The sequence below is a fragment of the Geodermatophilus obscurus genome, from assembly GCF_900115395.1.
GTDB classification, from domain to species: domain Bacteria; phylum Actinomycetota; class Actinomycetes; order Mycobacteriales; family Geodermatophilaceae; genus Geodermatophilus; species Geodermatophilus obscurus_B.
On record NZ_FOWE01000007.1, the window covers coordinates 18,551 to 45,078 of the forward strand.

At 76.9% G+C, this 26,528-nt stretch carries 27 protein-coding genes; 9 read left to right on the forward strand and 18 right to left on the reverse strand.

The genetic code is table 11. From position 1 onward, the window contains the following. The first annotated feature begins 197 nt into the window (after nt 1-197). Together BM165_RS14515 and BM165_RS14520 are read left to right on the forward strand one after the other, a co-directional pair. The gene (locus tag BM165_RS14515; protein ID WP_075014278.1) at nt 198-632 is read left to right on the forward strand and encodes a hypothetical protein; all 435 of its coding nucleotides are present in this window, start codon (nt 198-200) and stop codon (nt 630-632) included. Next, entirely contained in the window at nt 629-1,672 is a 1,044-nt protein-coding gene (locus BM165_RS14520) for a baeRF3 domain-containing protein (protein WP_075014279.1), read from the forward strand. Before BM165_RS14515 ends, BM165_RS14520 begins: the two co-directional genes overlap by 4 nt. Before the next feature lie 71 nt (nt 1,673-1,743). Here BM165_RS14520 and BM165_RS14525 read toward each other — a convergent pair whose 3' ends face one another. The 4 genes from BM165_RS14525 to BM165_RS14540 form a co-directional block, all read right to left on the reverse strand. After that, nucleotides 1,744-1,935 carry a hypothetical protein gene (locus tag BM165_RS14525; protein WP_075014280.1) on the reverse strand — a complete coding sequence of 64 codons (192 nt, stop codon included), beginning with the start codon at nt 1,933-1,935 and terminating at the stop codon, nt 1,744-1,746. Between the two features lie 87 nt (nt 1,936-2,022). Further along, nucleotides 2,023-4,407 (reverse strand): [protein-PII] uridylyltransferase, encoded by a 2,385-nt coding sequence (locus tag BM165_RS14530; RefSeq protein WP_075014281.1) that lies wholly within the window; start codon nt 4,405-4,407, stop codon nt 2,023-2,025. 114 nt (nt 4,408-4,521) lie between these two features. After that, complete coding sequence (locus BM165_RS14535) at nt 4,522-4,860, reverse strand: P-II family nitrogen regulator (RefSeq protein ID WP_075014282.1); 339 nt, start codon at nt 4,858-4,860, stop codon at nt 4,522-4,524. Continuing rightward, entirely contained in the window at nt 4,857-6,227 is a 1,371-nt protein-coding gene (locus BM165_RS14540; protein ID WP_075014283.1) for an ammonium transporter, read from the reverse strand. The genes BM165_RS14535 and BM165_RS14540 overlap by 4 nt, the downstream gene beginning before the upstream one ends. Before the next feature lie 346 nt (nt 6,228-6,573). On the opposite strand from BM165_RS14540, the gene BM165_RS14545 reads away from it, so the two are divergent. The 4 genes from BM165_RS14545 to BM165_RS14555 are packed head-to-tail and all read left to right on the forward strand — an operon-like array spanning nt 6,574 to nt 9,108. Beyond that, nucleotides 6,574-7,278 carry an energy-coupling factor ABC transporter permease gene (locus BM165_RS14545; RefSeq protein ID WP_177225204.1) on the forward strand — a complete coding sequence of 235 codons (705 nt, stop codon included), beginning with the start codon at nt 6,574-6,576 and terminating at the stop codon, nt 7,276-7,278. Beyond that, complete coding sequence (locus BM165_RS24810; protein WP_177225205.1) at nt 7,275-7,583, forward strand: PDGLE domain-containing protein; 309 nt, start codon at nt 7,275-7,277, stop codon at nt 7,581-7,583. The genes BM165_RS14545 and BM165_RS24810 overlap by 4 nt, the downstream gene beginning before the upstream one ends. Nucleotides 7,584-7,585: 2 nt before the next feature. After that, complete coding sequence (gene cbiQ / locus BM165_RS14550; protein WP_075014284.1) at nt 7,586-8,365, forward strand: cobalt ECF transporter T component CbiQ; 780 nt, start codon at nt 7,586-7,588, stop codon at nt 8,363-8,365. Then, the gene (locus tag BM165_RS14555) at nt 8,362-9,108 is read left to right on the forward strand and encodes an energy-coupling factor ABC transporter ATP-binding protein (protein WP_075014285.1); all 747 of its coding nucleotides are present in this window, start codon (nt 8,362-8,364) and stop codon (nt 9,106-9,108) included. Before cbiQ ends, BM165_RS14555 begins: the two co-directional genes overlap by 4 nt. On the opposite strand, the gene BM165_RS14560 is transcribed toward BM165_RS14555, so the two are convergent. Together BM165_RS14560 and ftsY are read right to left on the reverse strand one after the other, a co-directional pair. Then, nucleotides 9,078-9,731, reverse strand: a complete 654-nt coding sequence (locus BM165_RS14560) for a hypothetical protein (protein WP_075014286.1) — start codon at nt 9,729-9,731, stop codon at nt 9,078-9,080. The genes BM165_RS14555 and BM165_RS14560 overlap by 31 nt on opposite strands. Next, complete coding sequence (gene ftsY, locus BM165_RS14565) at nt 9,728-10,954, reverse strand: signal recognition particle-docking protein FtsY (RefSeq protein WP_075014287.1); 1,227 nt, start codon at nt 10,952-10,954, stop codon at nt 9,728-9,730. Before ftsY ends, BM165_RS14560 begins: the two co-directional genes overlap by 4 nt. Before the next feature lie 71 nt (nt 10,955-11,025). Here ftsY and BM165_RS14570 point away from each other — a divergent pair, with 71 nt between their 5' ends. Then, nucleotides 11,026-12,726, forward strand: coding sequence for an alkaline phosphatase D family protein (locus BM165_RS14570; RefSeq protein WP_075014288.1), 1,701 nt, complete (start codon nt 11,026-11,028; stop codon nt 12,724-12,726). A gap of 19 nt (nt 12,727-12,745) precedes the next feature. After that, on the forward strand, nt 12,746-13,561 hold the full coding sequence (locus tag BM165_RS14575; protein ID WP_075014289.1) for an endonuclease/exonuclease/phosphatase family protein: 816 nt from the start codon (nt 12,746-12,748) through the stop codon (nt 13,559-13,561). A gap of 69 nt (nt 13,562-13,630) precedes the next feature. On the opposite strand, the gene BM165_RS14580 is transcribed toward BM165_RS14575, so the two are convergent. Then, complete coding sequence (locus BM165_RS14580) at nt 13,631-14,626, reverse strand: aldo/keto reductase (protein WP_075014290.1); 996 nt, start codon at nt 14,624-14,626, stop codon at nt 13,631-13,633. Nucleotides 14,627-14,730: 104 nt separating this feature from the next. Here BM165_RS14580 and BM165_RS14585 point away from each other — a divergent pair, with 104 nt between their 5' ends. Further along, nucleotides 14,731-15,606 carry a LysR family transcriptional regulator gene (locus BM165_RS14585; protein WP_075014291.1) on the forward strand — a complete coding sequence of 292 codons (876 nt, stop codon included), beginning with the start codon at nt 14,731-14,733 and terminating at the stop codon, nt 15,604-15,606. 1 nt (nt 15,607) lies between these two features. Here the strand turns inward: BM165_RS14585 and smc are convergent, their stop codons facing one another. The 11 genes from smc to recG form a co-directional block, all read right to left on the reverse strand. Beyond that, nucleotides 15,608-19,186 (reverse strand): chromosome segregation protein SMC, encoded by a 3,579-nt coding sequence (gene smc / locus BM165_RS14590; RefSeq protein ID WP_075014292.1) that lies wholly within the window; start codon nt 19,184-19,186, stop codon nt 15,608-15,610. An 86-nt stretch (nt 19,187-19,272) separates the two neighbouring features. Further along, on the reverse strand, nt 19,273-19,488 hold the full coding sequence (locus BM165_RS14595) for a hypothetical protein (RefSeq protein ID WP_075014293.1): 216 nt from the start codon (nt 19,486-19,488) through the stop codon (nt 19,273-19,275). Between the two features lie 148 nt (nt 19,489-19,636). Beyond that, a complete protein-coding gene (locus BM165_RS14600) occupies nt 19,637-19,924 on the reverse strand; it encodes an acylphosphatase (protein ID WP_143108174.1) in 288 nt (95 codons plus the stop codon). Beyond that, entirely contained in the window at nt 19,921-20,796 is an 876-nt protein-coding gene (mutM, locus tag BM165_RS14605; RefSeq protein ID WP_075014295.1) for a bifunctional DNA-formamidopyrimidine glycosylase/DNA-(apurinic or apyrimidinic site) lyase, read from the reverse strand. Before mutM ends, BM165_RS14600 begins: the two co-directional genes overlap by 4 nt. 4 nt (nt 20,797-20,800) lie before the next feature. After that, a complete protein-coding gene (rnc, locus tag BM165_RS14610) occupies nt 20,801-21,553 on the reverse strand; it encodes a ribonuclease III (protein WP_075014539.1) in 753 nt (250 codons plus the stop codon). A gap of 38 nt (nt 21,554-21,591) precedes the next feature. After that, the gene (gene rpmF / locus BM165_RS14615) at nt 21,592-21,771 is read right to left on the reverse strand and encodes a 50S ribosomal protein L32 (protein WP_075014296.1); all 180 of its coding nucleotides are present in this window, start codon (nt 21,769-21,771) and stop codon (nt 21,592-21,594) included. 2 nt (nt 21,772-21,773) lie between these two features. After that, complete coding sequence (locus BM165_RS14620; protein ID WP_075014297.1) at nt 21,774-22,397, reverse strand: YceD family protein; 624 nt, start codon at nt 22,395-22,397, stop codon at nt 21,774-21,776. 210 nt (nt 22,398-22,607) lie between these two features. Then, nucleotides 22,608-23,297 carry a hypothetical protein gene (locus BM165_RS14625; RefSeq protein ID WP_075014298.1) on the reverse strand — a complete coding sequence of 230 codons (690 nt, stop codon included), beginning with the start codon at nt 23,295-23,297 and terminating at the stop codon, nt 22,608-22,610. Then, entirely contained in the window at nt 23,294-23,779 is a 486-nt protein-coding gene (coaD, locus tag BM165_RS14630) for a pantetheine-phosphate adenylyltransferase (RefSeq protein ID WP_075014299.1), read from the reverse strand. Before coaD ends, BM165_RS14625 begins: the two co-directional genes overlap by 4 nt. Continuing rightward, nucleotides 23,776-24,330, reverse strand: coding sequence for a 16S rRNA (guanine(966)-N(2))-methyltransferase RsmD (rsmD, locus tag BM165_RS14635; protein ID WP_075014300.1), 555 nt, complete (start codon nt 24,328-24,330; stop codon nt 23,776-23,778). Before rsmD ends, coaD begins: the two co-directional genes overlap by 4 nt. Then, entirely contained in the window at nt 24,327-26,528 is a 2,202-nt protein-coding gene (gene recG / locus BM165_RS14640; protein WP_075014301.1) for an ATP-dependent DNA helicase RecG, read from the reverse strand. Before recG ends, rsmD begins: the two co-directional genes overlap by 4 nt.

Here is a 26,528-nt window from a genome sequence, read left to right on the forward strand (position 1 = left end):
CGGTACGCGGGGCGCGGGCGCCACCGGCCGGTGGCGGGACCGTTGTGGGCGAACTGGATTACGCGTATCGTGGTTCGTGCGAGGGGAGTACCCGACCGCACCAGCGAAGCCGCCGCCCGTCAGTCCCGGCCCCCCGGCCCGGGCGCGGCCGGTCCCGCAGGGACCGGGGGAGACCTCGCCCACCGTGGGAGACGCCCGTGATCGCGACCATCCCCGCACCGCCACCCCCCGCGCCGGCGGACGCCGCACCCGCCCGCCGCACGCCGGGCACACCACCGCGCCTCCTGGTGCCGCTGACCGGCCGGGAGGGCGCGCTCGCCGCCCTCGACGGGGCCCACGCCTCCGCCCGGGAGACCGGGCGCGAGGTGCACACCGCCCTGCTGCTCCCCCGGACGCCGCACACCCCGGGCGGCGCGCTCCGGGCCCGGCCCGGCGAGGAGGCCGACCGCGAGGCCACCGAGCTGGTCGCCCTGGTCACGCAGCGCGCCGCGGCGGCCGGCGTGCCGGCGCGGATCACCGTCCACCGGCTGAGCGGCCTGCACGGGCGGCGCCGGCAGCGCGTCCTCGACCGCGCCGTCGCCCGCCTCGCCCGGCGGCTCGACGCCGTGCCGGTGGGCTGGCCGGCGCCGTGACCGCCACCCTGCCGCGCGCGACCGGCCCGACGCCCGAGCAGGTGGTCCTGCTGCAGTCGCTGCGGGACGACCTGTGCGTGTCGCTCCTGGCCTCCACCACTCCCGCACCGCGCATGGCCGACGCCGACGCCCGGACGCTGCAGCGCCTGGCGGCCGATGCCCGGGTGCGGCTGGCCCGGGACGGCGCCCCGCCCGAGCTCGCCGACGCGCTGGAGGCACTCGTGGCCGAGGCCCGGACCGGACCCACCGGCGCGGCGGTCGCCCTGTTCGTGAACCGGGCGCTGCGCCAGGTCGTCCGGCTGCCGGTGCGGGTGGCCGACCGGGTGGTGGTCGACCCCACCTTCGCCACCCGCGACCTCGTGCGGGCACTCCACCGCATCCCGCGGCACCTGGTGCTGCTCCTCTCCGAGCGGGAGGCGCGGCTGCTGGAGGGCGGCGCCGGCACGCTGCGACCGCCGGCCCGCTCGCCGTTCCCCCTGACCGCCGACGACGACGCGGGGGACGCCTTCCTGCGCCGCGTCGACCGGGCGCTGGGGACCTTCCTGCGCCTGCACCCGGCCCCGCTGGTCCTCGTCGGGGGTCACCGGGTGGTCGGCCGGTTCCGGCGGCTGTCGCACAACACCGGGCGGCTGGCGGGCACGGTCCCCGGGAACCTGACCACCGCGCCGGCGACGGTGCTCGTCCCGCGCGTCCGCGCGGTGCTCGACGGCTACCTGCTCTCGCGGCAGGACGAGGCGCTGGCACACCTGGACCACCGGCGCTCCCGCAACGCGGTGGTCGAGGGGATCGACGCGGCCTGGCTCGCCGCCCGCCGGGAACGGCCGGAGATGCTGGCCGTGGAGGAGGGCTTCACCCTCGCCGCGCGGCTGAGCCCGGACGGCGACTTCCTCGTCCCCGCCGAGGACGTCGAGCACCCCGACGTGGTCGACGACGTGGTGGACGAGCTGGTCGAGACGGTGCTGCTGCGCGGCGGGTGGGTGGCCTTCGTCGAGGACGGCACCCTCGCCGGCGCCGGCCGGGTCGCACTCACCCTCCGGTGACGTGATGGAACGGCCCCCGTGCAGGGCCCCGCCGCGAGCCCGTGAGCGGTGGGGGGCACGGGGGTCCTTCGTCAGGCGGCCCGCGCCGCCAGCACCTCGGCCGCGGGCCCGGGGTCGCCGGAGAGGAACGCGGCACCGCAGCCGGTGCAGGCCCACTCGGGGCACTCGCCGCCGTCGGACCCGTGGCCGTCGGCGCACGGCGGCTGCTCGAAGACCGCGTCGTCCCCGCAGGCGGGGCAGGGCCAGATCTGCTGCGCGTCCACGCCGGACTCCTCTCCCCCTCGGTGCCGGGACCGTTCCGTCCCGCGTCGACCCGACGGTCGCACGGGCCACCGACAGTCCCGGGCACCTCAGGCCGGCGTGTCCACTCCCCCGCGGTGCGCGGGGTCGGGGACCGCGCCCTGCGCGGCCGCGACCAGCGCCGCCTCGACCCGCCCGCGCTGGCCGGCGTCGATCGGGCCGCCGGCGGGGTTGCTCACGTAGAAGTAGTCGGCGGCGTCGGCGCCCAGCGTCTCGATGCGCGCCGAGGTGACGTCGAGCCCCTCCGCCCCCAGGGCGGCGGTGAGCCGGTACAGCAGACCGGCCCGGTCGCCGGCCCGCACCTCGACGATGCTCGTCGCCTCCCCGCTGACCTCCGAGTCGTGCCAGGAGACGCGGGGCGGCGCCGACCGGGCGGCGTCCTGCCGGTAGTCGGCCTCGCGCTGGCGCAGCCGCTGGGCCAGCGGCAGCGTCCCCTCCAGGGCCGCCCGCACGGCGTCGGCGAGGATCGCCGGCTGCGGCGCCCGGCCGAACCGCGGGCGGACGGCGAACACCGCCGTCGCCCGGCCGTCGACGACGTTGACCTTCGCGGCGCGGACGTCGAGCTGGTTGAGCGCCAGCACCCCGGCGAGCCGGCTGAACAGGCCCTGCTCATCGGGTGCCCCGATGGTCACCTGCTGGCCGTCGGCGACGTCCTCGACCCCCACCGTCACCGCGCCGTCCCCGCCGGGGTGCGTCACCGTCGGCTCGGTCGGGTGCAGCACGGGCTCGGGCCCGTCCACGGCCGGGCCGCCGAGGTGCGCCTGCACGCGGGCCACCAGGTGCGCCACCAGGTGCGCCTTCCACGGCGACCACGCCGACGTGCTGGTGGCCGCGCCGTCGGCCTGCGCCAGCGCGTGCAGCAGCTGCAGGACGTGCCCGTCCCCGCCGATGGTGCCGGCGACCCGCTCGACGGTGGCGGGGTCGTCGATGTCGCGGCGGGTGGCGGTGTCGGGCAGCAGCAGGTGGTGGCGCACCAGGGTGCCGACGACCGCGACGTCGGCCGCCGTGAACCCCATGCGGGCGGCGACGTCGGCCGCGATCGGCTGGCCGACGACGCTGTGGTCGCCGGGCCAGCCCTTCCCGATGTCGTGCAGCAGCGCCGACACCAGCAGCAGGTCGGGCCGGTCGACGTCGCGGGTGAGCTCGGCGGCGGCCGCGGCGGCCTCGACCAGGTGCCGGTCGACGGTGAAGCGGTGCCAGGGGTGGCGCTGCGGCAGCGAGCGCACCCGGTCCCACTCGGGCACGAGGCGGGCGAGCAGGCCCTCCTGGTCCAGCTGCTCGAGCACCGGCACCGCCGAGCGCCCGCTGGCCAGCAGCCGCAGGAACGACCAGCGCACCTCGGCCGGCCACGGCTCGGGCACCGGCGGGGAGTGCACGGCGAGCACCTTGAGGGTGTAGGGCGAGAGCAGCAGGTCCGCGCGCGCGGCGGCGGCCGCCCCGCGCAGGACCAGCCCGGGGTCGGCGGCCGGGCGGGCGTCGCGGGCGAGCACCACCTCGTCGCCCTGCCGCACCACGCCCTCGGCCAGTGGCTCGCGGCGGACCCGCCGGTAGCGGGCCCGGGGACGGCGGACCAGCGCGGCCTCGACCCGGCGCCAGGTGTCGTCGGCGACGAACGCCAGCCGCCGCCCCGCGAGGCTCACCTCGCGCAGCAGCACGTCCTCGTCGGCGGCGCCGTCGTCCCCGAGGCCGAGCGCGGCGGCGACCGGGCGCTGCTCCTGGCGGACCAGCACGTCGGTGGGGCGGCCGGAGCGGCGGCGCAGCTCGTCGCGGACGTCGAGCAGGAAGGCGTAGGCCGCCTCGACCTCGGCGGAGGGCTCGTCCCCGAGCTGGGCGGCGGCCACCGCGCGCAGCACCTGGCCCTCGCGAAGGCCGCCGTAGGCCTCCTTGAGGTCGGGCTCGAGCAGGAAGGCCAGCTCGCCGACCTGCCGGGCCCGCCCGCGGCGCAGGTCGCGCAGCTGGGGCAGCAGCCGCGACGCCGACTGCCGCCAGCTGGCCAGCGTCGCGCTGCGCAGCGTGGCGGCGAGGGCGGGGTCGCCGGCGACCAGGCGGGCGTCGAGCAGGCCGAGGCCGGCCTTGACGTCGGTGGAGGCCACCGAGACCGCCTCGGCGACCGAGCGCACCGAGTGGTCGAGCCGGACGCCGGCGTCCCAGATGGGGTACCAGACGGCGTCGGCGATGGCGGCCACCTCGGGCCGGCCGTCGTGGACGAGCACCAGGTCGAGGTCGCCGTGGGGCGGGGGCTCGCGCCGGCCCAGGCTGCCGACGGCCACCAGCGCGACGCCGTCGGTCCCGGTGCGCGGGGGCAGGCCGCCCCTGCCCTGCCGCGGCGGCGGGGTGCCGTCCAGCGCGTCGGTGAGCAGGCCGGCGAGCCAGGTGTCGAGGAGCTGCACCCGCTCGGCGCGGGGCAGGTCGGGCAGCGGGCCGAGGTCGGGCACGGTCTCCCCTGTCGGTCGGTGGGTCGGGGCCTCACGGCGTCGGCCGGGGCGGTGACGCGGGACCCGCCCGCTCACCACCCCGGCCGACGGTCGGTCACCGGGCCGGTGCCCGTGTCAGAGCGCGTCCTCGCCGCGCTCACCGGTGCGGACGCGGACGATCTCGTCGATCGTGGTGACCCACACCTTCCCGTCGCCGATCTGGCCGGTGGAGGCCGCCTCGACGACGGCGTCCACCACCCGTGCGGCCTCGATCTCGCCGACGACGACCTCGATGCGCACCTTGGGGACGAAGTCCACCTGGTACTCCGCACCCCGGTAGACCTCGGTGTGGCCGCGCTGGCGGCCGAAGCCCTGGACCTCGCTGACGGTGAGGCCGGTGACGCCGATGAGCTCCAGGGCGTCCTTGACGTCGTCGAGCTTGAACGGCTTGATGATGGCGGTGACGAGCTTCACACCCGGCTCCTGTCGGTGAGGTTAGTACCCCGGGCCTCGGCGCGGGTCTGACCGGAGGCGGTGAGGGCCGAGCCGCCACCGCCACCACCCAGGGACGCGAGGTCGTACCCGGTCTCGGCGTGGACGACGCCGTCGATGCCGGCGACCTCCTCCTCCTCCGTGATGCGGAAGCGCATGAGCTTGGCGATCACGCCGCCGATCACGAGGGTCAGAACGAACGAGTAGACCAGGACGGCGAGGGCGCCCAGCGCCTGCCGCCACAGCTGGTCGACGCCGCCGCCGTAGAGGAGCCCGTCGACGCCGGCGGTCGTGGCCGCGGAGGCGAACAGGCCGACCGCGACGGTGCCCCAGAGGCCGCCGACGAGGTGCACACCGACGACGTCGAGGGAGTCGTCGTAGCCGAGCTTGTACTTCAGGCCGACGGCCAGGGCGCACACCACACCGGCGACCAGGCCGACGGCGAGCGCGCCGAGCGGGGTGACCGAGGAGCAGGCCGGGGTGATGGCCACCAGGCCGGCGACGACGCCGGAGGCCGCGCCCAGCGAGGTGGCGTGCCCGTCGCGCAGCTTCTCGGTGAGCAGCCAGCCGAGGGTGGCGGCGCCGGTGGCGGCGAGCGTGGTCACGAAGACCTCCGCCGCCTGGCCGTTCGCGGCCAGCGCCGAGCCGGAGTTGAACCCGATCCAGCCGAACCAGAGGATGCCCGCGCCGATCATGACCAGCGGCAGGTTGTGCGGCCGCATCGGGTCGCGGCCGAAGCCGCGGCGCTTGCCGAGCACCAGCGCGAGGGCCAGGCCCGCGGCACCGGCGTTGATGTGCACCGCGGTGCCGCCGGCGAAGTCGATGGCCAGCAGGTCGTTGGCGATCCAGCCGCCGGTCTCGGACTCCGCCCCGTCGAAGGCGAAGACCCAGTGGGCGACCGGGAAGTAGACCAGCGTGGCCCAGACGCCGGCGAAGACCATCCACGGGCCGAAGCGGGCGCGGTCGGCGACGGCACCGGAGATGAGCGCCACGGTGAGGACGGCGAACACGCCCTGGAAGGCGACGAACGCCAGCGAGGGCACGGTGAAGACCAGGTTGTCCGGCGCGAACGCCCCGTCCAGACCGGCGGTGCCGATCAGCGAGGACAGGCCGAAGAACTCGAACGGGTCGCCGAGGAGACCCCCGCCGACGTCGTCGCCGAACGACATCGAGTAGCCGTAGAGCACCCACAGCACGCTGATCAGCGCGAGTGCCCCGAAGCTCATCATCATCATGTTGAGGACGCTCTTGGCGCGGACCATGCCGCCGTAGAAGAGCGCCAGACCCGGGGTCATGAACAGCACCAGCGCGGCGCTGATCAGGACCCAGGCGGTGTCACCGGTGTCCACGGCAACCTCCTGACCGAGTGGGGTGGCCCTGCGACGGGGCGGGGCCACGGAACGGGCCCGGGGCGCGAGGAGCCCCGGGGGTGTGTCTGGGTGCGCCCGCCACCGGCGGTGTCCGGGAGGGGCGGGCGTTGCGGCGTCCACGGTGCCGGGGCCTTGTTTCCGACGGTGTCGTCGACGCGTTTCCGGACGGTGAACTCCGCGCCGCGTGTCCGGCCCCCGTGTGTCCGCCGTGTTGCGCTCCCGCCTCCGCGGGACTGCGAGACGTGTGCACCTGCAAGTGATGTGCAATAAGGTCGCCCGCGGGACGGCGCCCGCCGCTCCCGCCGGCCGGTCCCTGGAGGTCCGCGTGCACGTCCCCGACGGGTTCCTCGACGCGCCGACGTCGCTGGCCACCGGCGCCCTCGCCGCCGGGGCGGTCACCCTCGCCCTGCGCGGCGCCCGCCGCGAGCTCGACGACCGCGCCGCTCCCCTGGCCGGCCTCACCGCGGCGTTCGTCTTCGCGGTCCAGATGGTCAACTTCCCGGTCGGCGCCGGCACCAGCGGGCACCTGGTCGGCGGCGCGCTCACGGCGGTGCTGGTCGGGCCGTGGACGGCGGTGCTGTGCATGACCGTGGTGCTGCTCGTCCAGGCGGTGCTCTTCGCCGACGGCGGGCTCACCGCGCTCGGCACCAACGTCACCCTCCTGGGCCTGGTCGCCGTCGGCGTCGGCTACGGCGTCTTCCGGCTGCTCGTGTGGCTGCTGCCGCGCACCCGGACGGGCCTGCTCGCCGCCGCCGGCGCGGGCGCGTTCCTGTCCGTGCCGGCCGCCGCGCTCGCCTTCGTCGGGCTGTTCGCCGTCGGCGGCGTGGCCGACGTCTCGCTGACGGCGGTGCTCGCGGCGATGGGCGGGGTCCACGTGCTCATCGGCATCGGCGAGGCGCTGATCAGCGTCGCGGTGCTGGGCGCGGTGCTCTCCGTCCGGCCCGACCTGGTCCGGGGTGCGGCGCACCTGCTGCGGCCCGCCGATCTCGCCACCCGCCCGGGCCTGCGCGCCGGGGAGACCGTCCGATGAGCCGCCGCGCGTTCTGGCTCACCGGCCTGCTGCTCACCCTGCTCGTGGCGGGGGTCGTCAGCTACCACGCCAGCGCCTCCCCCGACGGTCTCGAGTGGGCCGCCGGCGAGTCCGGGTTCGCCGACACCGCGCAGGACAGCGCGGCCGCCGGCTCCCCGCTGGCCGACTACGGCGTGGCCGGCGTCGACGACGCACGGGTCTCCGGCGGGCTGGCCGGCGTCGTCGGCGTCGCGGCCACCCTCGTGCTCGCCGGCGGCCTGACCCTGGTCCTGCGCCGCCGCACTCCCCCGTCCGCCCGGGACTGACCGTGGGGGCCGGGCACGGCGGCCCGCTGGGCTCGGCCTACGTCGCGCGGGACAGCGTCGTCCACCGGCTGCCGGCGCACGTCTCGCTGGTCGCCGTCGTCGGGTTCGCGCTGGTCGTCGTCGCGACGCCGGTGCGCACCGCCTGGGCCCCGGCCTACGCCGGGTACGCCGTCCTCGTGCTGGCCGCGGCGGCACTCGCCCGCGTCCCGGCCGCCCGGCTGGCCCGCGGGCTGGTGGTCGAGGTGCCCTTCGTCGTGTTCGCGCTGCTGCTGCCGCTGGTCGCGCGCGGGCCGCGGGTCGAGGTGCTGGGCCTGTCGCTGTCGGAGGGCGGCCTGGTCGCGGCGGGCGGGCTGCTGGCCAAGGCCACGCTGTCGGTGCTCGCGGCCACCGTGCTCGCCGCCACGACCACGCCGCAGGACCTCGTGCGCGGCCTGCAGCGGCTGCGGCTGCCGGCGGTGCTGGTGCAGATCCTGTCCTTCATGGTCCGGTACGCCGACGTCGTCACCGGTGAGCTGCGGCGGATGCGGGTGGCGCGCGAGTCGCGGGGGTTCCGCGGCCGCGGGCCGGGGGCGCTGCGGGTGGTCGCGGGTACCGCGGGCGCGCTGTTCGTCCGCTCCTACGAACGCGGTGAGCGGGTGCACCTGGCGATGCTGGCGCGCGGCGGCGACGGCCGGCTGCCCACCGGGCCCGCCGTCGCCGTGCCCGCGCGGGCGTGGCTGACCGGCCTGGCGCTGCCCCTCGCCGCCGGCGCGGTGCTGGCGGCGGGGATGCTCGGAGCGTGACCGCCGACCCCTCCCTCCTCGTGGAGGACCTGGCGTTCGCCTACCCCGACGGGCACCAGGCGCTGTTCGGCGTGGACCTGCGGGTCGAGCGCGGCGAGCGGGTGGCGCTGCTGGGCCCCAACGGCGCCGGCAAGACGACGCTGGTGCTGCACCTCAACGGCATCCTCACCGGTGGCCGCGGCCGGGTCAGCGTGGCCGGGCTGCCCGTGCAGAAGCGCCACCTCACCGAGGTCCGCCGCCGGGTCGGGATCGTCTTCCAGGACCCCGACGACCAGCTGTTCATGCCCACCGTCGGGGAGGACGTCGCGTTCGGCCCGCGCAACCTCGGCCTGCCCGAGCCGGAGGTGGCCGCCCGCGTGGACGAGGCGCTGCGGCAGGTGGGCATGGCGGGCTCGGCCGACCGCCCGCCGCACCACCTGTCCTTCGGCCAGCGCCGCCGCGTCGCCGTCGCCACGGTGCTGTCGATGCACCCCGAGGTGCTGGTGCTCGACGAGCCGTCGTCCAACCTCGACCCGGCCGGCCGCCGCGAGCTCGCCGAGGTCCTCGCGGGCCTGCCGGTGACGATGCTGATGGTCACCCACGACCTGCCCTACGCCCTGCAGCTGTGCCCGCGCTCGGTGGTGCTCGACGGCGGCGTCGTGGTCGCCGACGGCCCGACCCGCGAGGTGCTCGCCGACGCCGACCTGCTGGCCGCACACCGGCTGGAGCTGCCCTACGGGTTCGACCCGCGCACCGTTCCCTGAGCGTCCCCGGCCGGGCGGGCGAGCGGGTCGCGGGGCAGCAGCGCGGCGCCCGCCGCGTGCCCGGCGAGGAGCTTGGCGAAGAACACCGGCCCGAACCACGGCGCGGCCTCCGAGGGGCCCAGCGCCCGGTCCAGCAGCACCCCGCCGGCCGTCGTGAGCAGGCCGAGGACGCGCCGCCTGCGGCGGTCGCCGGTGGCCGTGAGCACCGCGGTGGACGCCAGCAGGTAGCCGTACAGCGCCGCGGCCCAGCGGAGCCGCGACCGGCCCGTGCGCGGACCGGCGTCGAGCCCCGCCCCGTCGATCCAGGCCAGCACGACGGGGTGCAGGTGGGCCGCCGAGAAGGCGAGGTGCTCCCGGGCCCCCTGACCGGGGCGGTGGTACCAGCGCGCCGCCGCCGGGGTGTTGTTGCACCAGGCCCCGCCCCACAGGTCCAGGGCGAGCAGGCGCAGCACCGCGGGCCCGGCCGCCGGCACGCCCCCGCGCGCCAGGGCCGGCGCGAGGACGGCCCCGGCCAGCCCGAGCCCGAGGCTGCCGGCGTTCGCGGCGGCCCCCGCGCCCGGGCCGGCGATCCGGTCCCACGTGCCGGGCAGTCCGTCGCGGACTCCCGGGCCGGCGGCCGTCACTGGTCCGCCGCGCCGACCAGGCCCTCGGCGAAGGCCTCCGGCTCGAACGGCGCGAGGTCGTCGGCGCCCTCCCCCAGCCCGATCAGCTTCACCGGGATGCCGAGCTCGCGCTGCACCGAGACGACGATGCCGCCCTTGGCGGTGCCGTCGAGCTTGGTGAGCACCACCCCGGTGACGTCGACGGCCTGGGTGAACACCCGTGCCTGGACGATGCCGTTCTGCCCGGTGGTGGCGTCGAGGACCAGCAGCGTCTCGGTGACCGGGGACTGCTTCTCCACGACCCGCTTGATCTTGCCCAGCTCGTCCATGAGGCCGGACTTCGTGTGCAGCCGCCCGGCGGTGTCGACGACGACGGTGTCGACCTCGGCCTCGACGCCGGTGCGCACCGCCTCGAAGGCCACCGATGCCGGGTCGGCGCCCTCGCGGCCGCGCACGGTCATCACCCCGACCCGCTCGCCCCAGGTCTCGAGCTGGTCGGCGGCGGCGGCGCGGAAGGTGTCGGCGGCGCCGAGGACGACGCTGCGGCCGTCCCCGACCAGCACGCGGGCGATCTTGCCGACCGTCGTCGTCTTGCCCGCGCCGTTGACGCCGACCACGAGGACGACGCCGGGCCGGCCCTCGCGGCGGTCGGTGCCGAGCGTGCGGTCGAGGTCGGGCCCGAGCACGGCGGTCAGCTCCCGGACCAGCAGCGCACGCAGGTCGGCGGGCGTGGCGGTGGCGAGCACCAGCGACTGGGTCCGCAGCCGCTCGACGATCTGCGTGGTCGCCGCGACGCCGACGTCGGCGGCCAGGAGGGTCTCCTCCACCTCCTCCCAGTCGTCCTCGGTCAGCCGCTCGCGGGCGAGCACGGTGAGCAGGCCACGGCCCAGCGAGGACTGCGAGCGGGCCAGCCGGGAGCGCAGCCGCACCAGCCGACCGGCCGACGGCGGCGGGGTCTCGAAGACGACGTCCGGGGCGGCGACCGCGGGCGGCAGGTCGACCGGCGGCGTCCCGGGCGCGACGGGCTCGACCGGGGCCAGGCCCTGCCCGGACGCGGTGGCCCCGGCCGGCCGGTCCTCCGGGGGCGCGGCCGGGGCACTCGGCGGGCGCGGGCGGGTGAGCGTGGTGCCGGAGACCGCGTCGTCGTCGAGGCGGGTGGTCCGCCGGCCCCGGCCGACCAGCAGGCCCACCCCGGCGACCAGGGCCACCAGCACGAGGGCGATGGCGATCAGCACGAACTCCATGCCGGTCAGTCTCCCAGCCCGCGCACGGCTGCCTCTGGGCGATACCCGGGTCGGTGGGCCACGCTGGACCCATGCCGCCTCCCGGGGAAGACGCCCCCACCCTGCTCATCGGCCCCCTGCTGCGGCACGTCGACCCCGTGTCGGCGACCGTGTGGGTGGAGACCGACCGCCCGTGCACCGTCGAGGTCCTGGGGCGCCGCGCGCGCACCTTCCGGGTCGGCCGCCACTGGTACGCCCTCGTCGTCGTCGAGGGGCTCGAGCCCGGCAGCAGTACGCCCTACGAGGTGCGCCTCTCGACCGACGGCACCGACGGCGTCCGGGTGTGGCCGGAGGAGAGCTCGCCGTTCCCGGCCGGCCGCATCCGCACGCCCGGCCGGCCCGGTCCGTTCCGCCTGGCGTTCGGCTCCTGCCGGTACGCCGCGCCGACCACCGTCGACGTCGACGAGGGGATCCCGCCGGACGCCCTCGACGCCTACGCCGAGCGCGTCACGCGGCTCCCCGAGGACGAGTGGCCCGACGCGCTGGTGCTGCTCGGTGACCAGGTCTACGCCGACGAGCTGACGCCCGCGACCCGGTCGTGGCTGCGGGTCCGCCGCGGCGAGGGCGTGCCCGAGGACGCGCAGACGCGCAACTACGAGGAGTACACCCGCCTCTACGCCGAGTCCTGGACCGACCCCCAGGTCCGCTGGCTGCTGTCGACGATCCCCTCGTCGATGGTGTTCGACGACCACGAGATGATCGACGACTGGAACACCTCCGCGGCCTGGCGCCGCCGGGTCACCGCGACCGGCTGGTGGCACGAGCGGATCGCCGGCGGGCTGGCCAGCTACTTCGTCTACCAGCACCTGGGCAACCTCTCCCCCGCCGAGCTGGCCGAGAACACCACCTGGCAGGCGGTGCGCGCGCTGCCCGAGGACGCCGACGCCGAGCCGCTGCTGCGCGAGATGGCCCTCGCCGCCGACCGCGACCCGCGGACGGTGCGCTGGAGCTACGTCCGCCACTGGGGCGACGCGCGGCTGCTGATGGTCGACAGCCGGGCCGGCCGGGTGCTGGAGGAGCAGGCGCGCCGGATGGTCGACGACGAGGAGTTCGCCTGGATCGAGGAGCAGATGCGGCAGGCCGTCGACGACGGCGTCTGCCACCTGCTGGTCGGCACGTCACTGCCCTGGCTGCTCCCCCACGCCATCGACTCCATCGAGCGCGTCGACGAGGCACTCGCGGTGCGCCACGAGGGCGGGCCGCTCGGCCGGGCCGCCGAGGCGCTGCGGCAGGCCGCCGACCTGGAGCACTGGGCGGCGTTCGGGCACAGCTTCGACCGGCTGGGCGCCGCGCTGCTGGCCGTGGCCCGCGGCGAGCACGGCCGGGCGCCGGCGACGGCGCTGGTCCTCTCCGGCGACGTGCACCACGCCTACGCCGCCGAGGTCGTCTCACCCGGCGACCTGGACGGCCGGGTGCACCAGCTCACCGTCTCCCCGCTGCACAACCAGGCGCCGCACCCCATCCGCGTGGGGTTCCGCATCGGCTGGAGCCGGTGGGCGAAGCGGTTCACCGGCGCGATCGCCCGGGCCGCGCGGGTGCGCCCGCCGTCGGTGGAGTGGGCCAAGGCGGCGGGGCCGTTCTTCGGCAACCAGGTGGGCGAGCTGGTGCTCGAGGGCCGGCAGGCTCGCTTCGTCCTGCACGTGAGCGACCACCGCCCCGACGGCGACGAGTGCCTGCAGCAGGTGCTCGACCTCCCGCTGGCCGACCCCGTCCCGGCGGCGGCGCCGGCGTAGGGGGTGGCAGGCTGACCGGGTGACGGATCCCCACGGCGTCAAGCCGGCCCCCGGACCCGACCAGCCGCCCATCCCCGTCCGCCTGGTGACCTTCAACGTCCACCACGGCGTGGGCAGCGACCGCCGCCACGACCTGCCCCGCCTGGCCAAGGTGCTCGCCGCGGCCGACGCCGACGTGATCTGCCTGCAGGAGGTCGACCGGCACTTCGGCGACCGCAGCGAGGACGTCGACCAGGCGCTGCTGCTCTCCCGCGCCCTGGACATGCAACTGGCGTGGGGCCCGGCCATCGACGAGCAGCGCCCCGGCGACGACCGGCGCAAGCAGTACGGCAACGCGCTGCTGTCCCGGCTGCCCGTCCTGATCAGCGACGTGCACCCGCTGCCCGGGAGCGGGGAGCCGCGCAGCGCCCTGCGCACCCTCGTCGAGCTCGACGGCGGCGCGCTGTGGGTGACGACCACCCACCTGACCACCCGGTCGCCGGCCGAGCGCGCCGAGCAGGTGGCCGTGCTGCGGGCCCTGCACACCGAGCCGATGGCCACCGGGGTCGTCGTCGGCGACCTCAACGCCGCCCCCGACGCCCCGGAGCTGGCCGCGCTGCGCGCCGACTTCGCCGACGCGTGGGAGCTGGCCCCCGAGCGCGACGACCAGGCCCGCTGGCGGTTCTGGCAGCGCGAGGAGGGCCTGACCCACCCGGCGCGGTCGCCGCACGTGCGCATCGACCAGGTGTGGGTCACCCCGGGGATCACCGTGGCCGGGGCCCGCGTGCTCGACGACGCCGGGGCGTCGGACCACCTGCCGCTCGCCGTCGACCTGCTGGTCCCCTCGGGGGTCTGACGAGGCATGGGAAGCTCTCCCCACGTCCTGGGAGCGAGGACGTGGGCATCGCTTCCCATGCCTCAGGGGTCAGAGGAGGGTGCCGCCCTCGGGCTCGAAGGCGGCCAGGGCCTCGTCGACCCGCCGCAGGGTCTCCTCGCCGAGGACGATCCGGGCCGCCTCCGTGTTCTCGACCACGTGGGCCGGCGTCCGGCTGCCGGGGATCGGGACCACGTGCGGGTCCTGCGCGAGCAGCCAGGCCAGCGCGAGCTGCCCGGGTGCCAGCCCGAGCCCGGTGGCCAGCGCCCGCACCGGCGCGTAGCGGTCGTTGTTGCGGGCCAGCGCCTCCCCGGCGAAGCGGGGCGCGTTGTGCCGGAAGTCGCCCTCGCCGAGGGCGGTCACCGTGCCGGTGAGGAACCCGCCGCCCAGCGGGGACCAGGCCACGACGCCGATCCCGAGCTCCCGCGCGGTCGCCAGCAGCTCCGGGTCGGCCGGCCGCCACATCGACCACTCGGTCTGCACGGCCGCGACCGGGTGCACCGCACGGGCCTCGCGGACCTGTGCCGCGGTGACGTTGGACAGCCCGAGGTGGCGCACCAGCCCGGCGTCGACGAGCTCGGCGACCGCGCCGACCGTGTCGGCCAGCGGCACCTCCGGGTCGGGGAAGTGCGGGTAGTACAGGTCGATGCGGTCGGTGCCGAGCTCCCGCAGGCTCTGCTCGGCGTAGGCGCGCACGTGCCGCGGGTCGGCGTTGACGGCGAGCTCGCCGTGGGCGTAGCCGACCGGGAAGCGGTGCGCCGGTGCGCCCTCGGGGACGCGGAAGCCGAACTTCGTCGCCAGCACGACCTCGTCGCGGCGGTCGCGCACCGCGCGGCCGACCAGCCGCTCGTTGTGCCCGTCGGGCCCGTAGCCGTCGCTGGTGTCGACGAAGGTGGCACCCGCGTCGAGGGCGGCGTGCAGGGCCTGCCGGGCGCGGTCCTCGTCGACCTCCCCGTACATGCCGGGGCTGAGCACCATCGCGCCGAACCCGACCGAGGGCACCTCCAGGTCGCCGAGGGTGCGGGTGGGCAGCGGGGCGTCGGTCATCCGTCTGGTCCTCCTGGTCGCCGGTGCGTCGGACCCACCCTCCGGCGGCGACCCGGGCGCCGACCAATGCCGGCTGTCATGCCCGGGAGGCATACCGTCCGGCCGTGGACGTGCACCTGCGGGAGCTGCGGGCACTGGTGGCCGTCGCGGAGGAGCAGAGCGTCACCCGGGCCGCGCAGCGGCTGTTCCTCGCCCAGCCCGCACTGTCGCGGCAGCTGCAGGCGCTGGAGCGCCGGCTGGGCGTGCCGCTGCTCGAGCGGCTGCCGCGCGGGGTGGCGCTGACCGAGGCCGGGCGGGCGCTGCTCGGGCCGGCACGGGAGGCGGTGGCCGCCTGGGAGCGGGGTCTCGCGGCCGCGCTGGCGACCGTCCCGGCCGGGCGGCTGGTCGTCGGCATGCAGACCGCGGTGGGCCGCGGCCTGCAGCGCCGGGCACTCGCCCGCTTCGCCGAGCTCTCGCCGGGCACCGTCCCGGTGCTGCGGCAGGTCGACTGGCGCGACCCCACGGCCGGGCTCGCCGACGGCAGCAGCGACGTCGCCTTCGTCTGGCTGCCGCTGCCCATGGACGACGCCGACGTGCTGCCCGTGGCCCGGGAGGAGCGCGTCGTCGCGCTGCCCTCCGACCACCGCCTGGCCGGGGCGCCGCGCGTCGTCCTCGCCGACCTCCTCGACGAGCCGTTCATCGCCCTGCCCGACTCCGCCGGGCCGCTGCGCGACGCCTGGCTGGCCGTCGCCGACCGCGGGGGCCGGCCGCCGGTCGTGGGCGCCGTCGCCGACACCCCGGACGCGGTGTTCGAGGCGGTGGCCTCGGGACTGGGCGTGGTGCTGCTCGCCGCCGGCAACGCCGACCTCTACGCGCGCCCCGGGATCGTGTGCCGGCCGGTGGAGGGCCTGGCACCGGCGGTGATGGCGCTGGCCTGGCGGCGCTCGGACCGCCGTCCGGTGGTGGCCGCGTTCGTCCGCGCGGTGGACGGCCGGTCGTAGCTCAGGCCGGGTCCGGCTCGCGCAGCCGCTGGCTGATCACGCCGGTGATGCCGTCGCCGCGCATGCTCACGCCGTAGAGCGCGTCGGCGATCTCCATCGTGCGCTTCTGGTGGGTGATGACGATCAGCTGCGAGGTCGCGCGCAGCTGCTCGACCAGGGTGAGCAGCCGGCCGAGGTTGACATCGTCGAGGGCGGCCTCGACCTCGTCGAGCACGTAGAACGGCGAGGGCCGCGCCCGGAAGATGGCCACCAGCAGCGCGACGGCGGTCAGTGAGCGCTCGCCACCCGAGAGCAGGGACAGCCGCTTGACCTTCTTGCCCGGCGGCCGCGCCTCGATCTCCACGCCCGTGGTGAGCATGTCCGCGGGGTCGGTGAGCACCAGCCGGCCCTGCCCGCCGGGGAACAGCGTGGCGAAGACGCCCTCGAACTCGCGGGAGACGTCGGCGAAGGCGGCGGCGAAGACGTCGTGGATGCGGCCGTCGACCTCGCGGACGACGGTGAGCAGGTCCCGGCGGGTGGCCTTGAGGTCCTCCAGCTGGGTGGCCAGGAAGGTGTGCCGCTCCTCCAGGGCCGCGAACTCCTCCAGGGCCAGCGGGTTGACGCGGCCGAGGGCGGCGAGGTCCCGCTCGGCGCGGGCGGCCCGGCGTTCCTGCGCGGCGCGGTCGTAGGGCTCCGGAGCCGGCTCGGGCTCCCCGGCGGCCTCCGCGGCGGCCACCTGCGCGGGCGTCGGCGGGACCGGTGCGGCCGGTCCGTACTCGGCGAGCAGGGTGGGCAGGTCGACGCCGAACTCCTCCGCAGCGCGCTCCTCCAGCGCCTCGATGCGCAGCCGCTGCTCGGCGCGGGCCACCTCGTCGCGGTGCACCTCGTCGGTCAGCCGCTCGAGCTCCGCCGTCGCCGCGCGCACCCGGGTCCGCACCTCCAGCAGCTCGGCCTCCCGGGCGCTGCGCTCGCGGGCCAGCTCGTCGCGCTCGGCGGCGGCGCGAGCCAGGGAGGCCGCCAGCGCGGTGAGCGCCTGCTCGGCGCCGGCGCGCACGCGGGCGGCCACCTCGGCGCCGCGCCGGCGGGCCTCGCGGGCGGCGGCCGCGCGCTCGCGGGCGGCCCGCTCCTGCCGGGCCTGGCGGCGCAGGGCGTCGGCGCGGCCGGACAGCGCGCGGGCCCGCTCCTCGGCGGTGCGCACGGCCAGCCGGGCCTCGGTCTCGGCCTGCCGGGCGGCGGCGGTCCCGGCCCGCAGCCGGTCGCGCTGCCCGGGGTCGGGCTCCTCCGCGGCGGGCGCGGCCTGGGCCTCGGCCAGCCGCGCCTCCAGTTCCGCCAGCGACGACGCCGACTCCTCCAGGGCCTTCTCCGCGCGCCGTTGCGCGGTGGCCGAGCGCTCGGCCTCGGCGGCGGCCGACCGCGCGGCCGCGCCGAGCTCGGCGAGCTGCGTGGCCAGCTGCGAGCGGGTGCGGTCGGCGGCCCGGCGGGCGGTCAGGGCCGCCTCGACGTCGGCCGACCGGGCGCGGGCGGTCTCGCGGGCCGCGGCCAGCCGGCCGGCGAGGTCGGACGCGCGCGTCACGGCGGCGGCGAGCTCCCGCTCGGCCTCGTCGACCCGGGCGCGCACCTCCAGCCCGGACGGCGCGTCGGCCGACCCCCCGGCGGCCCGGTCGGCACCCACGACGTCGCCGTCGGCGGTGACCGCCCGGACGGAGGGCGAGGCGGTGACCAGCGCGGCGGCGGCGCCGAGGGTCGGGACGACGGCGACGCGGTCGAGCACCCGGGACAGCGCCGGACGCAGCTCCTCGGGGGCCTCGACGAGGTCCAGCGCCCAGCGCAGGCCCTCGGGCAGGGCAGGCCAGTCCTCGCGCGGCAGCGGGTCCGGCCCGCCGGTGACCAGCAGCCCGGCGCGGCCGCCGCCGACGTCGCGCAGGTGCGCCAGGGCGTCGACGGCACCGGTGACCCCGGCGACGACGACCGCCTCGGCCAGCCCACCCAGTGCCGCCGCCAGCGCGACCTCCGCGCCGGGCGCGACGGTGATCCGCTCCGCGACCGGCCCGAGGACGCCGGCCAGCCCGCCCGACGCGCCCGCGGACAGCACCGCGGCGGCCCCGTCGGCGGGCGCCAGGCCCTGCGCCAGGGTGTCGCGGCGGGCGGCCCAGGACGCGCGGTCCCGCTCGGCGGCGCGCTCGGCGTCGGCCAGCTCGGTGACGGCACGGGTGGCGGCGGTGTGCGCGGTGACGGCGTCGGTGTGCGCGGTGACCAGCGCGACGTCCTCGTCGTCGGCGTCGGCGACACCGGTGCGGCGCTCGTCGAGGCGGGCCTGCGCGGCCTCGGCGCGGGCAGCGGCCTCGGCGGCGGCCTGCGCCAGCCGCTCCGCCTCCGCCTGCTCGGCGGCGGCCCGGGAGCGCGCGGCGGCCACCTTCCCCGCCAGCCGGGCGAGGCCCTCGCGGCGGTCGGCGAGCGCGCGGGTGGCGGCCACCCAGGCACGCTCCTCGGCGGTCAGCGCCTCCTCGAGCTCCGCGCGGGTGGCGACGGCGGCGGCCAGCCGGCCCCGCTCGGCCTCGAGCCCGGCGGCCAGCTCGGCCTCGGTGGCGGCGACCCGGTCGGCCTCGGCCTCGAGCTGCTCGGGGTCGCGCCCGCCGGTGCCGGCCGGGCCCGGTGCCGACAGGTGGCGGTGCCGCTCCGCGGCCAGCTGGGTGACACCGCGGAAGCGCTCCGACAGCGCCGACAACCGGTACCAGGTGTCCTGCGCCGCACCCAGGCGCGGCGCGTCCGCGGCCAGCGCGGCCTCCAGCGCGCCCTGCCGGCGCGCGGCCCCGGCCAGCTCGGCCTCGACGACGGCGCGGCGGGCACGGGCGGCGGTCTCGTCGGCGACGTCCTTCTCGAGCGCGTCGCGCAGGCCGACGAGGTCGTCGGCGAGCAGCCGCAGCCGCGCGTCGCGCAGCTCGGCCTGCACACCGGCGGCGCGGCGGGCGGCCTCGGCCTGCCGCCCCAGCGGCTTGAGCTGGCGGCGCAGCTCGGCGGTGAGGTCGGCGAGCCGGTCGAGGTTGGCCTGCATCCCGTCGAGCTTGCGGAGCGCCTTCTCCTTGCGCTTGCGGTGCTTGAGGACGCCGGCGGCCTCCTCGATGAAGGCGCGGCGGTCCTCGGGACGCCCGGAGAGGACGGCGTCGAGCTGGCCCTGGCCGACGATGACGTGCATCTCGCGGCCGATGCCGGCGTCGCTGAGCAGCTCCTGGACGTCGAGCAGGCGCACCTTGTCGCCGTTGATCTCGTACTCGCTCTCCCCGGAGCGGTACATGCGGCGGGTGACCGAGACCTCGGTGTAGTCGATCGGCAGCGCGCCGTCGGCGTTGTCGATCGTCAGGGTCACCTCGGCGCGGCCCAGGGCCGCGCGGCCGGCGGTGCCGGCGAAGATGACGTCCTCCATCTTGCCGCCGCGCAGGGTCTTCGCGCCCTGCTCGCCGAGCACCCAGGCGATGGCGTCGACGACGTTGGACTTACCGGAGCCGTTGGGCCCGACGACGGCGGTGATGCCGGGCTCCAGGCGCAGCGTCGTCGCGGACGCGAAGGACTTGAAGCCCTTGAGCGTCAGGCTGGAGAGATGCATGGGGGCTGGTCAGGTGCCCAGCGAGCGGCCTCGCTGCAGGGTCCCGCCACGAGCATGCGAGTGGTGGGGGGCAGCGGGGTCCTTTGTCAGGCGAGCGCGGGCTCGGCGTTGTCGCCGGCCATGCTGAGCAGCTGGGAGGCGATGACGGCGTCGCGGGCGGCGTCGCGGGCGGTGTCGCGCTGCGCGCGCAGCTCGCCGAGCTCCTGCTCCAGGCGGCGCACCCTCGCCCGCAGGACCGCGTTCTCCTCCAGGACGCGGAGCTCCGCGGGGGATACGACGGAACCGAACAGGGCCTTGGCCATGGCGACAGCGGCCTTTCGACAGGGAGAGGGTGCCCAGCGCCCCGGGGAGTCGGTCGGCGCGGGCTCGGTGTCCCCAGGGTGACACCCCCGGACACGCAGGTCAACGGCGACCCTGGAGCACTGCCGTGTCGGGGGGATGTCGTCTTCGTCACGCCGTCGTGAAGCCGGAACCGCCCTGCACCGCGCGCTCCTCCTGCACCACCGCCGCGACCGCCCCGGGCGCACGGGGGCCGTCGAGCGCCGCGACGACCGTGCGGACGGCGTCGGCCGGCCCCTCCAGCTCGACCTCGACGTCACCGTCGGGGAGGTTGCGCGCCGAGCCCGACAGCCCCGCGGCAGCGGCGAGACCCCGCACGAACCAGCGGTAGCCGACACCCTGCACGTGCCCGCTGACCAGAGCGCGCACCCGCACCGTGCCCGCGTCGCCGTCGCTCACGACCGCCTCGCTCGCGGACGGGGCTGGCACTGCGGGCAGCTGTAGCTCGACCGGTTCATGAAGGACTCCCGCACGATCGGCGTCCCGCAGCGCGGGCAGGGCCGGTCCACCTGCCCGTAGACGGCGAGGAAGCGCGAGAAGTAGCCGCTCTGCCCGTTGACGTCGACGTAGAGGGAGTCGAAGGAGGTGCCGCCCTGCGCCAGCGCCTCGCCGAGCACGCTGCGGACGCCGTCGAGCAGGTCGGCGACCTGGGCGCGGGTGAGCCGGTCGGTGGGCCGGGTGCCGTGCAGGCGGGCCCGCCACAGCGACTCGTCGGCGTAGATGTTGCCGACGCCGCCGACCAGCGTCTGGTCCAGCAGCGCGCGCTTGACCTCGGTCCTCCGGCGGCGCAGCGCGGCGCTGAACGCGTCCTCGTCGAAGGAGGGGTCGAGCGGGTCGATCGCGATGTGCGCCAGCCGCGACGGGATGCGCTCGCCGTCGGCGTCCTCCACCGCCAGCCCGCCGAACGTGCGCTGGTCGACGAAGCGCAGCTCCCGGCCGCCGTCGGTGAACGTGAAGCGGGCGCGCAGGTGGGTCCCGTCGGGCTGCGCGGGCTTCTCGACCAGCAGCTGCCCGCTCATGCCGAGGTGGGCCACCATCGCCCGGCCGGACGGTGCGCCGTCGGGCTCGGTGAGCGGCAGCCACAGGTACTTGCCGCGGCGGTGGGCGGCGGTGAGCGTGCGGCCGGTCAGCGCCTGCACGAAGTGCTCGGCGCCCTCGAGGTGCCGGCGGACGGCACGCGGGTGGTGCACCTCGACGGTGGCCACGGTGCGCCCGGCGACCCAGCGCTCCAGGCCACGCCGCACCACCTCGACCTCGGGCAGCTCGGGCACGGCGCTACTCCCCGCCGGGCGGGGTCGGCCCCTCCGCCGAGACGGCGCGCCAGGCGGCCTCGGCGGCCTCCTGCTCGGCGGCCTTCTTCGTGCGGCCGGTGCCGGTGCCGCGGACGCCGTCGGCCAGGGACACCGCTGCCGTGAACGTCTTGGCGTGCGGCGGGCCCTCGTCGGTGACGACGTACACCGGGGCGCCCAGGCCGCGGGCGGCGCCCAGCTCCTGGAGGCTGGTCTTCCAGTCCAGTCCGGCGCCGCGGGTGGCCGACTCGACCAGCAGCGGGTCGAACAGCCGGTGCACGATGTCGGCGGCGACGCCGAGCCCGAGGCCCAGGTGCGTCGCGCCGATCAACGCCTCGAGCGCGTCGGCGAGGATCGAGTCCTTCTCGCGGCCGCCGGTGGTCTCCTCGCCGCGGCCCAGCAGCAGGTGCGGGCCCAGGCCGCCGTCGCCCAGCCGCCGCGCGACGCCGGCCAGCGACGTCATGTTGACCACCGAGGCACGCAGCTTGGCCAGCCGCCCCTCGGGCAGGTCGGGCTGGCTGCGGTAGAGCTCGTCGGTGACCACGAGACCGAGCACCGCGTCGCCGAGGAACTCCAGGCGCTCGTTGGTGGGCAGCCCGCCGTGCTCGTAGGCGTAGGAGCGATGCGTCAGCGCCAACGGCAGGAGGCCGCCGGGCAGCTCGACGCCGAGGGCGTCGAGCAGCCAGGCGGCCGCGCGGGAGGCGTGCGCCGGCCCCGCCGGCGAGTCGTCGTCGGGCACGACCGGCGCTCCGGCGACGCTCCCCACGTCCTGCGGGGTCAGACCGAGAGGACCTGGCGGCCGGCGTGCTGGCCGCAGTTCGGGCAGGCCTGGTGCGGCGGCTTGAGCTGGCCGCAGGCGCGGTTCGGGCAGGGGGTGAGCGTGGGGGCGCTCGCCTTCCACTGCGACCGGCGGGCGCGGGTGTTGGCGCGGGACATCTTCCGCTTCGGGACGGCCACGGTCAGTTCTCCTCAGGGTCGCCCGGACGGTCGGCGACCGCTCCGGTGGTGAAACGGCCGGCGAGACCGGCCCAGCGGGGGTCGACCAGCTCGTGGGAGTGGTCGGCCGGGAGGTCGTCGACACGCTGCCCGCAGCCGGCGCACAGCCCGGCGCAGTCCTCGGTGCAGGTGGGCGAGAGCGGCAGCGCGAGGACGACGGTGTCGCGGACCATCGGCTCGAGGTCGATGCGCTCACCCTCGACGAGGCGGACCTCGTCCTCCTCGCTCGTGGCCTCGGTGGTGCTGCCCGGGTAGGCGAACAGCTCCTGGACGTCGAGCTCGAGGGTGTCCTCGACCGGGTCCAGGCACCGGGCGCACTGGCCCTCGACCGGGACCTCGACGTCGCCGGAGACGAGCACGCCCTCCATGACCGACTCCAGGCGCAGCCGCAGGTGCACCGGAGCGCCCTCGGGGACGCCGATGAGCTCGAGCCGCCAGTCCGCCGGGGCGGGGATCGTGCGGTCGAGTTCCTGCATCGAGCCGGGCCGGCGGCCGAGCTCGCGCAGCTCCACGGCCCAGGGGTTGGCGGCGGGGCGCCGGGCGTGGGTGGACGCGGCGCCTGGGCGGTCGGTCGGTGCGGCAGGCATGTCGGTACTCGCGGTCGTCAGGTGGGAGGGGATCCGGCCGGGATCGGCACCGGCGGACCAGCAACCGAGACTACCCGATCCTGCGCGGGCGCCGTCCGGGCCCGGTCGGCCACGATCAGGGTCCCTGATCATGGGGCGTCCTCCCTCACGGTGGGACGTGCGGGAGGACGCCCGACGATCAGGTCACCTGATCGTCGGGAGACCGCGCGGTCAGGGCTCCCGGAGGGTGTCGCGGGCCTTCTCCACCGAGCGCAGCATCCGCTCGAGGGTGCTGCCGAAGTCGGCGAGCCGGGTGTCGACGTACTCGTCGACCTCGGCGCGCATCCGGGCGACCTCGGCGACGGTCTGGGCCCCGAGCTCGTCGGAGCGGCTGACCGCGCCCCGGTAGACCTCGGTCTCGGAGACCAGGCGCTCGTGCTCGGCGCGAGCCGCGGCGACCATCTCGGCCTGCTGTGCCTCCGCGTCGGCCAGCAGCGCCTCGTGGTGGGCGCGCGCCTCGGCGACCATGCGGTCGGCCTGGGACTCGGCCTGCGCCAGCAGGTCCTCGGCCTCGGCCCGCGCGCGGGCCAGCAGCTCGTCGCGCTGCCGGCGGGCGGTGCCGAGGACCTCCTCGCGCTGCCGGCGGGCCGCGGCGACCAGCCGGTCGGCCTCCTCCCGGGTGCGGCCGGTGAGCTGCTCGGCCTCGGCCTGGGCCTGCTCGAGGATCTCGGTGCGCTGCTCGACGATCGCGCCGGCGGCGTGCACCTCGTCGGGGAGGTTCTCGCGGAGGTCGTCGAGCAGGTCCAGCAGCTGGTCGCGCGGCACCATGCAGGAGCCCGACATGGGCACGCTGCGGGCGTTCTCGATGACCCGGCTGAGCTCGTCGACGGTCTCGTAGAGCCGGTACACGACCTCGGTCACGGCCGGTCCCCGTCGCGCCGGGCCAGCAGCCGGTCGAGCACGCCCTTCGGCACCAGCCGCGAGACGTCGCCGCCGAACGTGGCGATCTGCTTCACCAGGCTGGAGGACAGGTGCCCGACCTGCGGGGCCGTGGGCACGAACAGCGTCTCCACACCCGCGAGCTCGCGGTTCATCTGCGCCATCTGCAGCTCGTACTCGAAGTCGCCGACGGCCCGCAGCCCCTTCACCACCACCGGGATGTCATGGCTGCGGCAGTAGTCGACCAGCAGGCCGCTGAAGCTGTCGACGACGACGTTGGGCAGCTCGGCGACCGCCTCGCGCAGCAGCTCCATGCGCTCGTCGACGGAGAACAGCCCGGCCTTGCCGGGGTTGACCAGCACGGCGACGACCAGCTCGTCGTAGAGCGCCGCCGCCCGGGTGATGACGTCGACGTGCCCGTTGGTGACCGGGTCGAACGACCCGGGACACACGGCTCGTCTCACGGGAGGCGACCGTACCGGAGCAACGCCTCCCCGTAGCGGCGCTCGCGGATCCGGGTCAGGGGTGTCGGCCACTCCCACGACCGCTCGCGGGAGGACCGCTCGACCACGACGACCGCCCCCGGCGCCAGCCACTCCCCCGTGACCAGCCCGCTCAGCACGCCGCGCACCTCCTCGGCGGGGACGGCGTAGGGCGGGTCGGCGAGCACGAGGTCGAAGCGGGCCGGCGGCGCGCCGGCGACGACGGTGGGCACCGAGCCCGCGACCACCCGCGCCCCGGGCAGGCCGACGGCGGCGACGTTGGCGCGCAGCACGGGCAGCACCCGCGGGCCGTTCTCGACCAGCACGACCTCCCGCGCGCCGCGGGAGAGCGCCTCCAGGCCGAGCGCGCCGGAGCCGGCATAGAGGTCGAGGACGGCGGCACCCTCGAGGTCGAGCAGCGTGCCGATGCTGTTGAACATGCCCTCGCGGGCGCGGTCGCCGGTGGGCCGCACGCCGCTCGGCGGCACCGTGAGCCGCCGCCCGCCGGCCACCCCGGAGATCAGGCGCGTCATGCCTTCTCGAGGTAGGTCGCGCGCTCGTCGGTGGCCAGCGCGGCGACCTCGGCGGCCAGGCCCGGGTGGTCGGCCAGCCCGCGGTCGGTGGCCAGCAGGGCGGTCGCCTCGGCGCGGGCGGCGGCGATGAGCTCCTCGTCCTCCAGCAGCGACAGCAGCTTGACGGTGGACCGCCTGCCCGACTGGGCCGCACCGAGGACGTCGCCCTCACGGCGGGTCTCGAGGTCCACGCGCGCCAGCTCGAACCCGTCGGAGGTGCCCGCCACGGCGGCCAGCCGCTGACCGGTCGCCGTCGTGTCACGGGCCTCGGTGACCAGCAGGCACAACCCGCGGTGCTTCCCGCGCGCGACGCGACCGCGGAGCTGGTGCAGCTGGCTGACGCCGAACCGGTCGGCGTCCATGACGACCATGACGGTGGCGTTGGGCACGTCGACGCCGACCTCGACGACGGTGGTCGCGACGAGGACGTCGACCTCCCGGGCCGCGAAGGCCTGCATCGTCGCCTCCTTCGCCTCGGGCGTCATGCGGCCGTGCAGCACCGCCAGCCGCAGCCCGGCCAGCGGGCCCTGGTGCAGCGCCTCGGCGACCTCGAGCACGGCCAGCGGCGGGCGGCGGTCGCTGCCGCCCCCGGCGTCCTCCTCCGCCGGGGCGCCGTCGGCGTCGTCGGGGGCGTCGGCGTCGTCGGTGTCGGTGTCGTCGTCGCCGATCCGCGGGCAGACGACGTAGGCCTGCCGCCCGGCGGCGACCTCCTCGCGCAGCCGCTCCCAGGCGCGGTCGAGCCACGCGGGCTTGTCGCTGACCGGCACCACGGAACTGGCGACGCCGCCGCGGCCGCTGGGCAGCTGGCGCAGCACGGAGGTCTCGAGGTCGCCGTAGACGGTCATCGCCACGGTGCGCGGGATCGGCGTGGCCGTCATCACCAGCACGTGCGGCGGCCGGTTGCCCTTGGCGCGCAGCGCGTCGCGCTGCTCGACGCCGAACCGGTGCTGCTCGTCGACGACGACCAGGCCGAGGTCGGCGAAGTCGACGCCCTGCTGCAGCAGGGCGTGCGTGCCGATGACGATGCCGGCACTGCCGTCGGCCACCGCGGCGCGGGCGGCGCGGCGGGCGGCGGCCTTGAGGGAACCGGTGAGCAGCACGACCTTCGTCCCCGACGGGTCGCCGTCGAGCTCGCCGGCCCGGGCCAGCGGGCCGAGCATCGCGGAGATGCTGCGGGCGTGCTGCGCGGCGAGCACCTCGGTGGGCGCGAGCAGCGCGGCCTGCCCGCCGGCGTCGACGACCTGCGCCATCGCCCGCAGCGCGACGACGGTCTTGCCCGACCCGACCTCGCCCTGCAGCAGGCGGTGCATCGGCTGGTCGCGGGAGAGCTCGGCGGCCAGCTCCTCCCCCACGTCGCGCTGCCCGTCGGTGAGCGTGAACGGCAGCGCGGCGTCGACGGCGTCGAGCAGGCCGCCGGGGCGGCGCGGGCGGGCGGTGCCGGGCTCCAGCGCGGCGGCCCGGCGGCGGGCGGCGAGGACGAGTTGCAGGGTGATCGCCTCGTCCCACTTCAGCCGGTCCTGGGCGCGCTCGACGTCGTCCTGGCCGGTGGGCCGGTGGATGTCGAGCAGCGCGGCGGGCAGGCTCAGCAGCCCGTGCCGGGCGCGCAGGTCCTCGGGCAGCGGGTCGTCGACGAAGCCGAACCCGCCGGCGGCGTCGAGCAGCAGCTTCACCGACTTCTGGATCACCCAGCTGGAGACGTCCTTGCTGGCGGGGTAGATCGGGATGAGCGCGCGGGCCCAGTCCTCGTCGTCGTCGCCGCTGATGAGGTGGAAGTCGGGGTGGGCGAACTGCTTGGTGCGGCGGTACTCCCCGACCGTGCCGGCGAACAGCCCCCAGGCCCCCTCCTCAAGCTTGCCGAACCGGCGGTTGAAGAAGACGAGCTGCATCTGCCCGGCGCCGTCGCCGACCGTGACCTCGGTGAGCGTGCCGGGGCGGTTGCGCATCCGCCGGCTGGTGACCTTGCGGACCTGCGCGAGCACGGTGACCCGGTCGCCGACCTGCAGGTCGTCGAGGCGGGCGATCTCACCGCGCCGGGCGTAGCGGCGCGGGTAGTGGCGCAGCAGGTCGCGGACGGTGCGCAGGTCCAGCGACTCGGCCATCGCCTTCGCCGTCTTGGCGCCGAGGACGCGGGCGAGGTCGGTGTCGAGGGTGACCGCCAC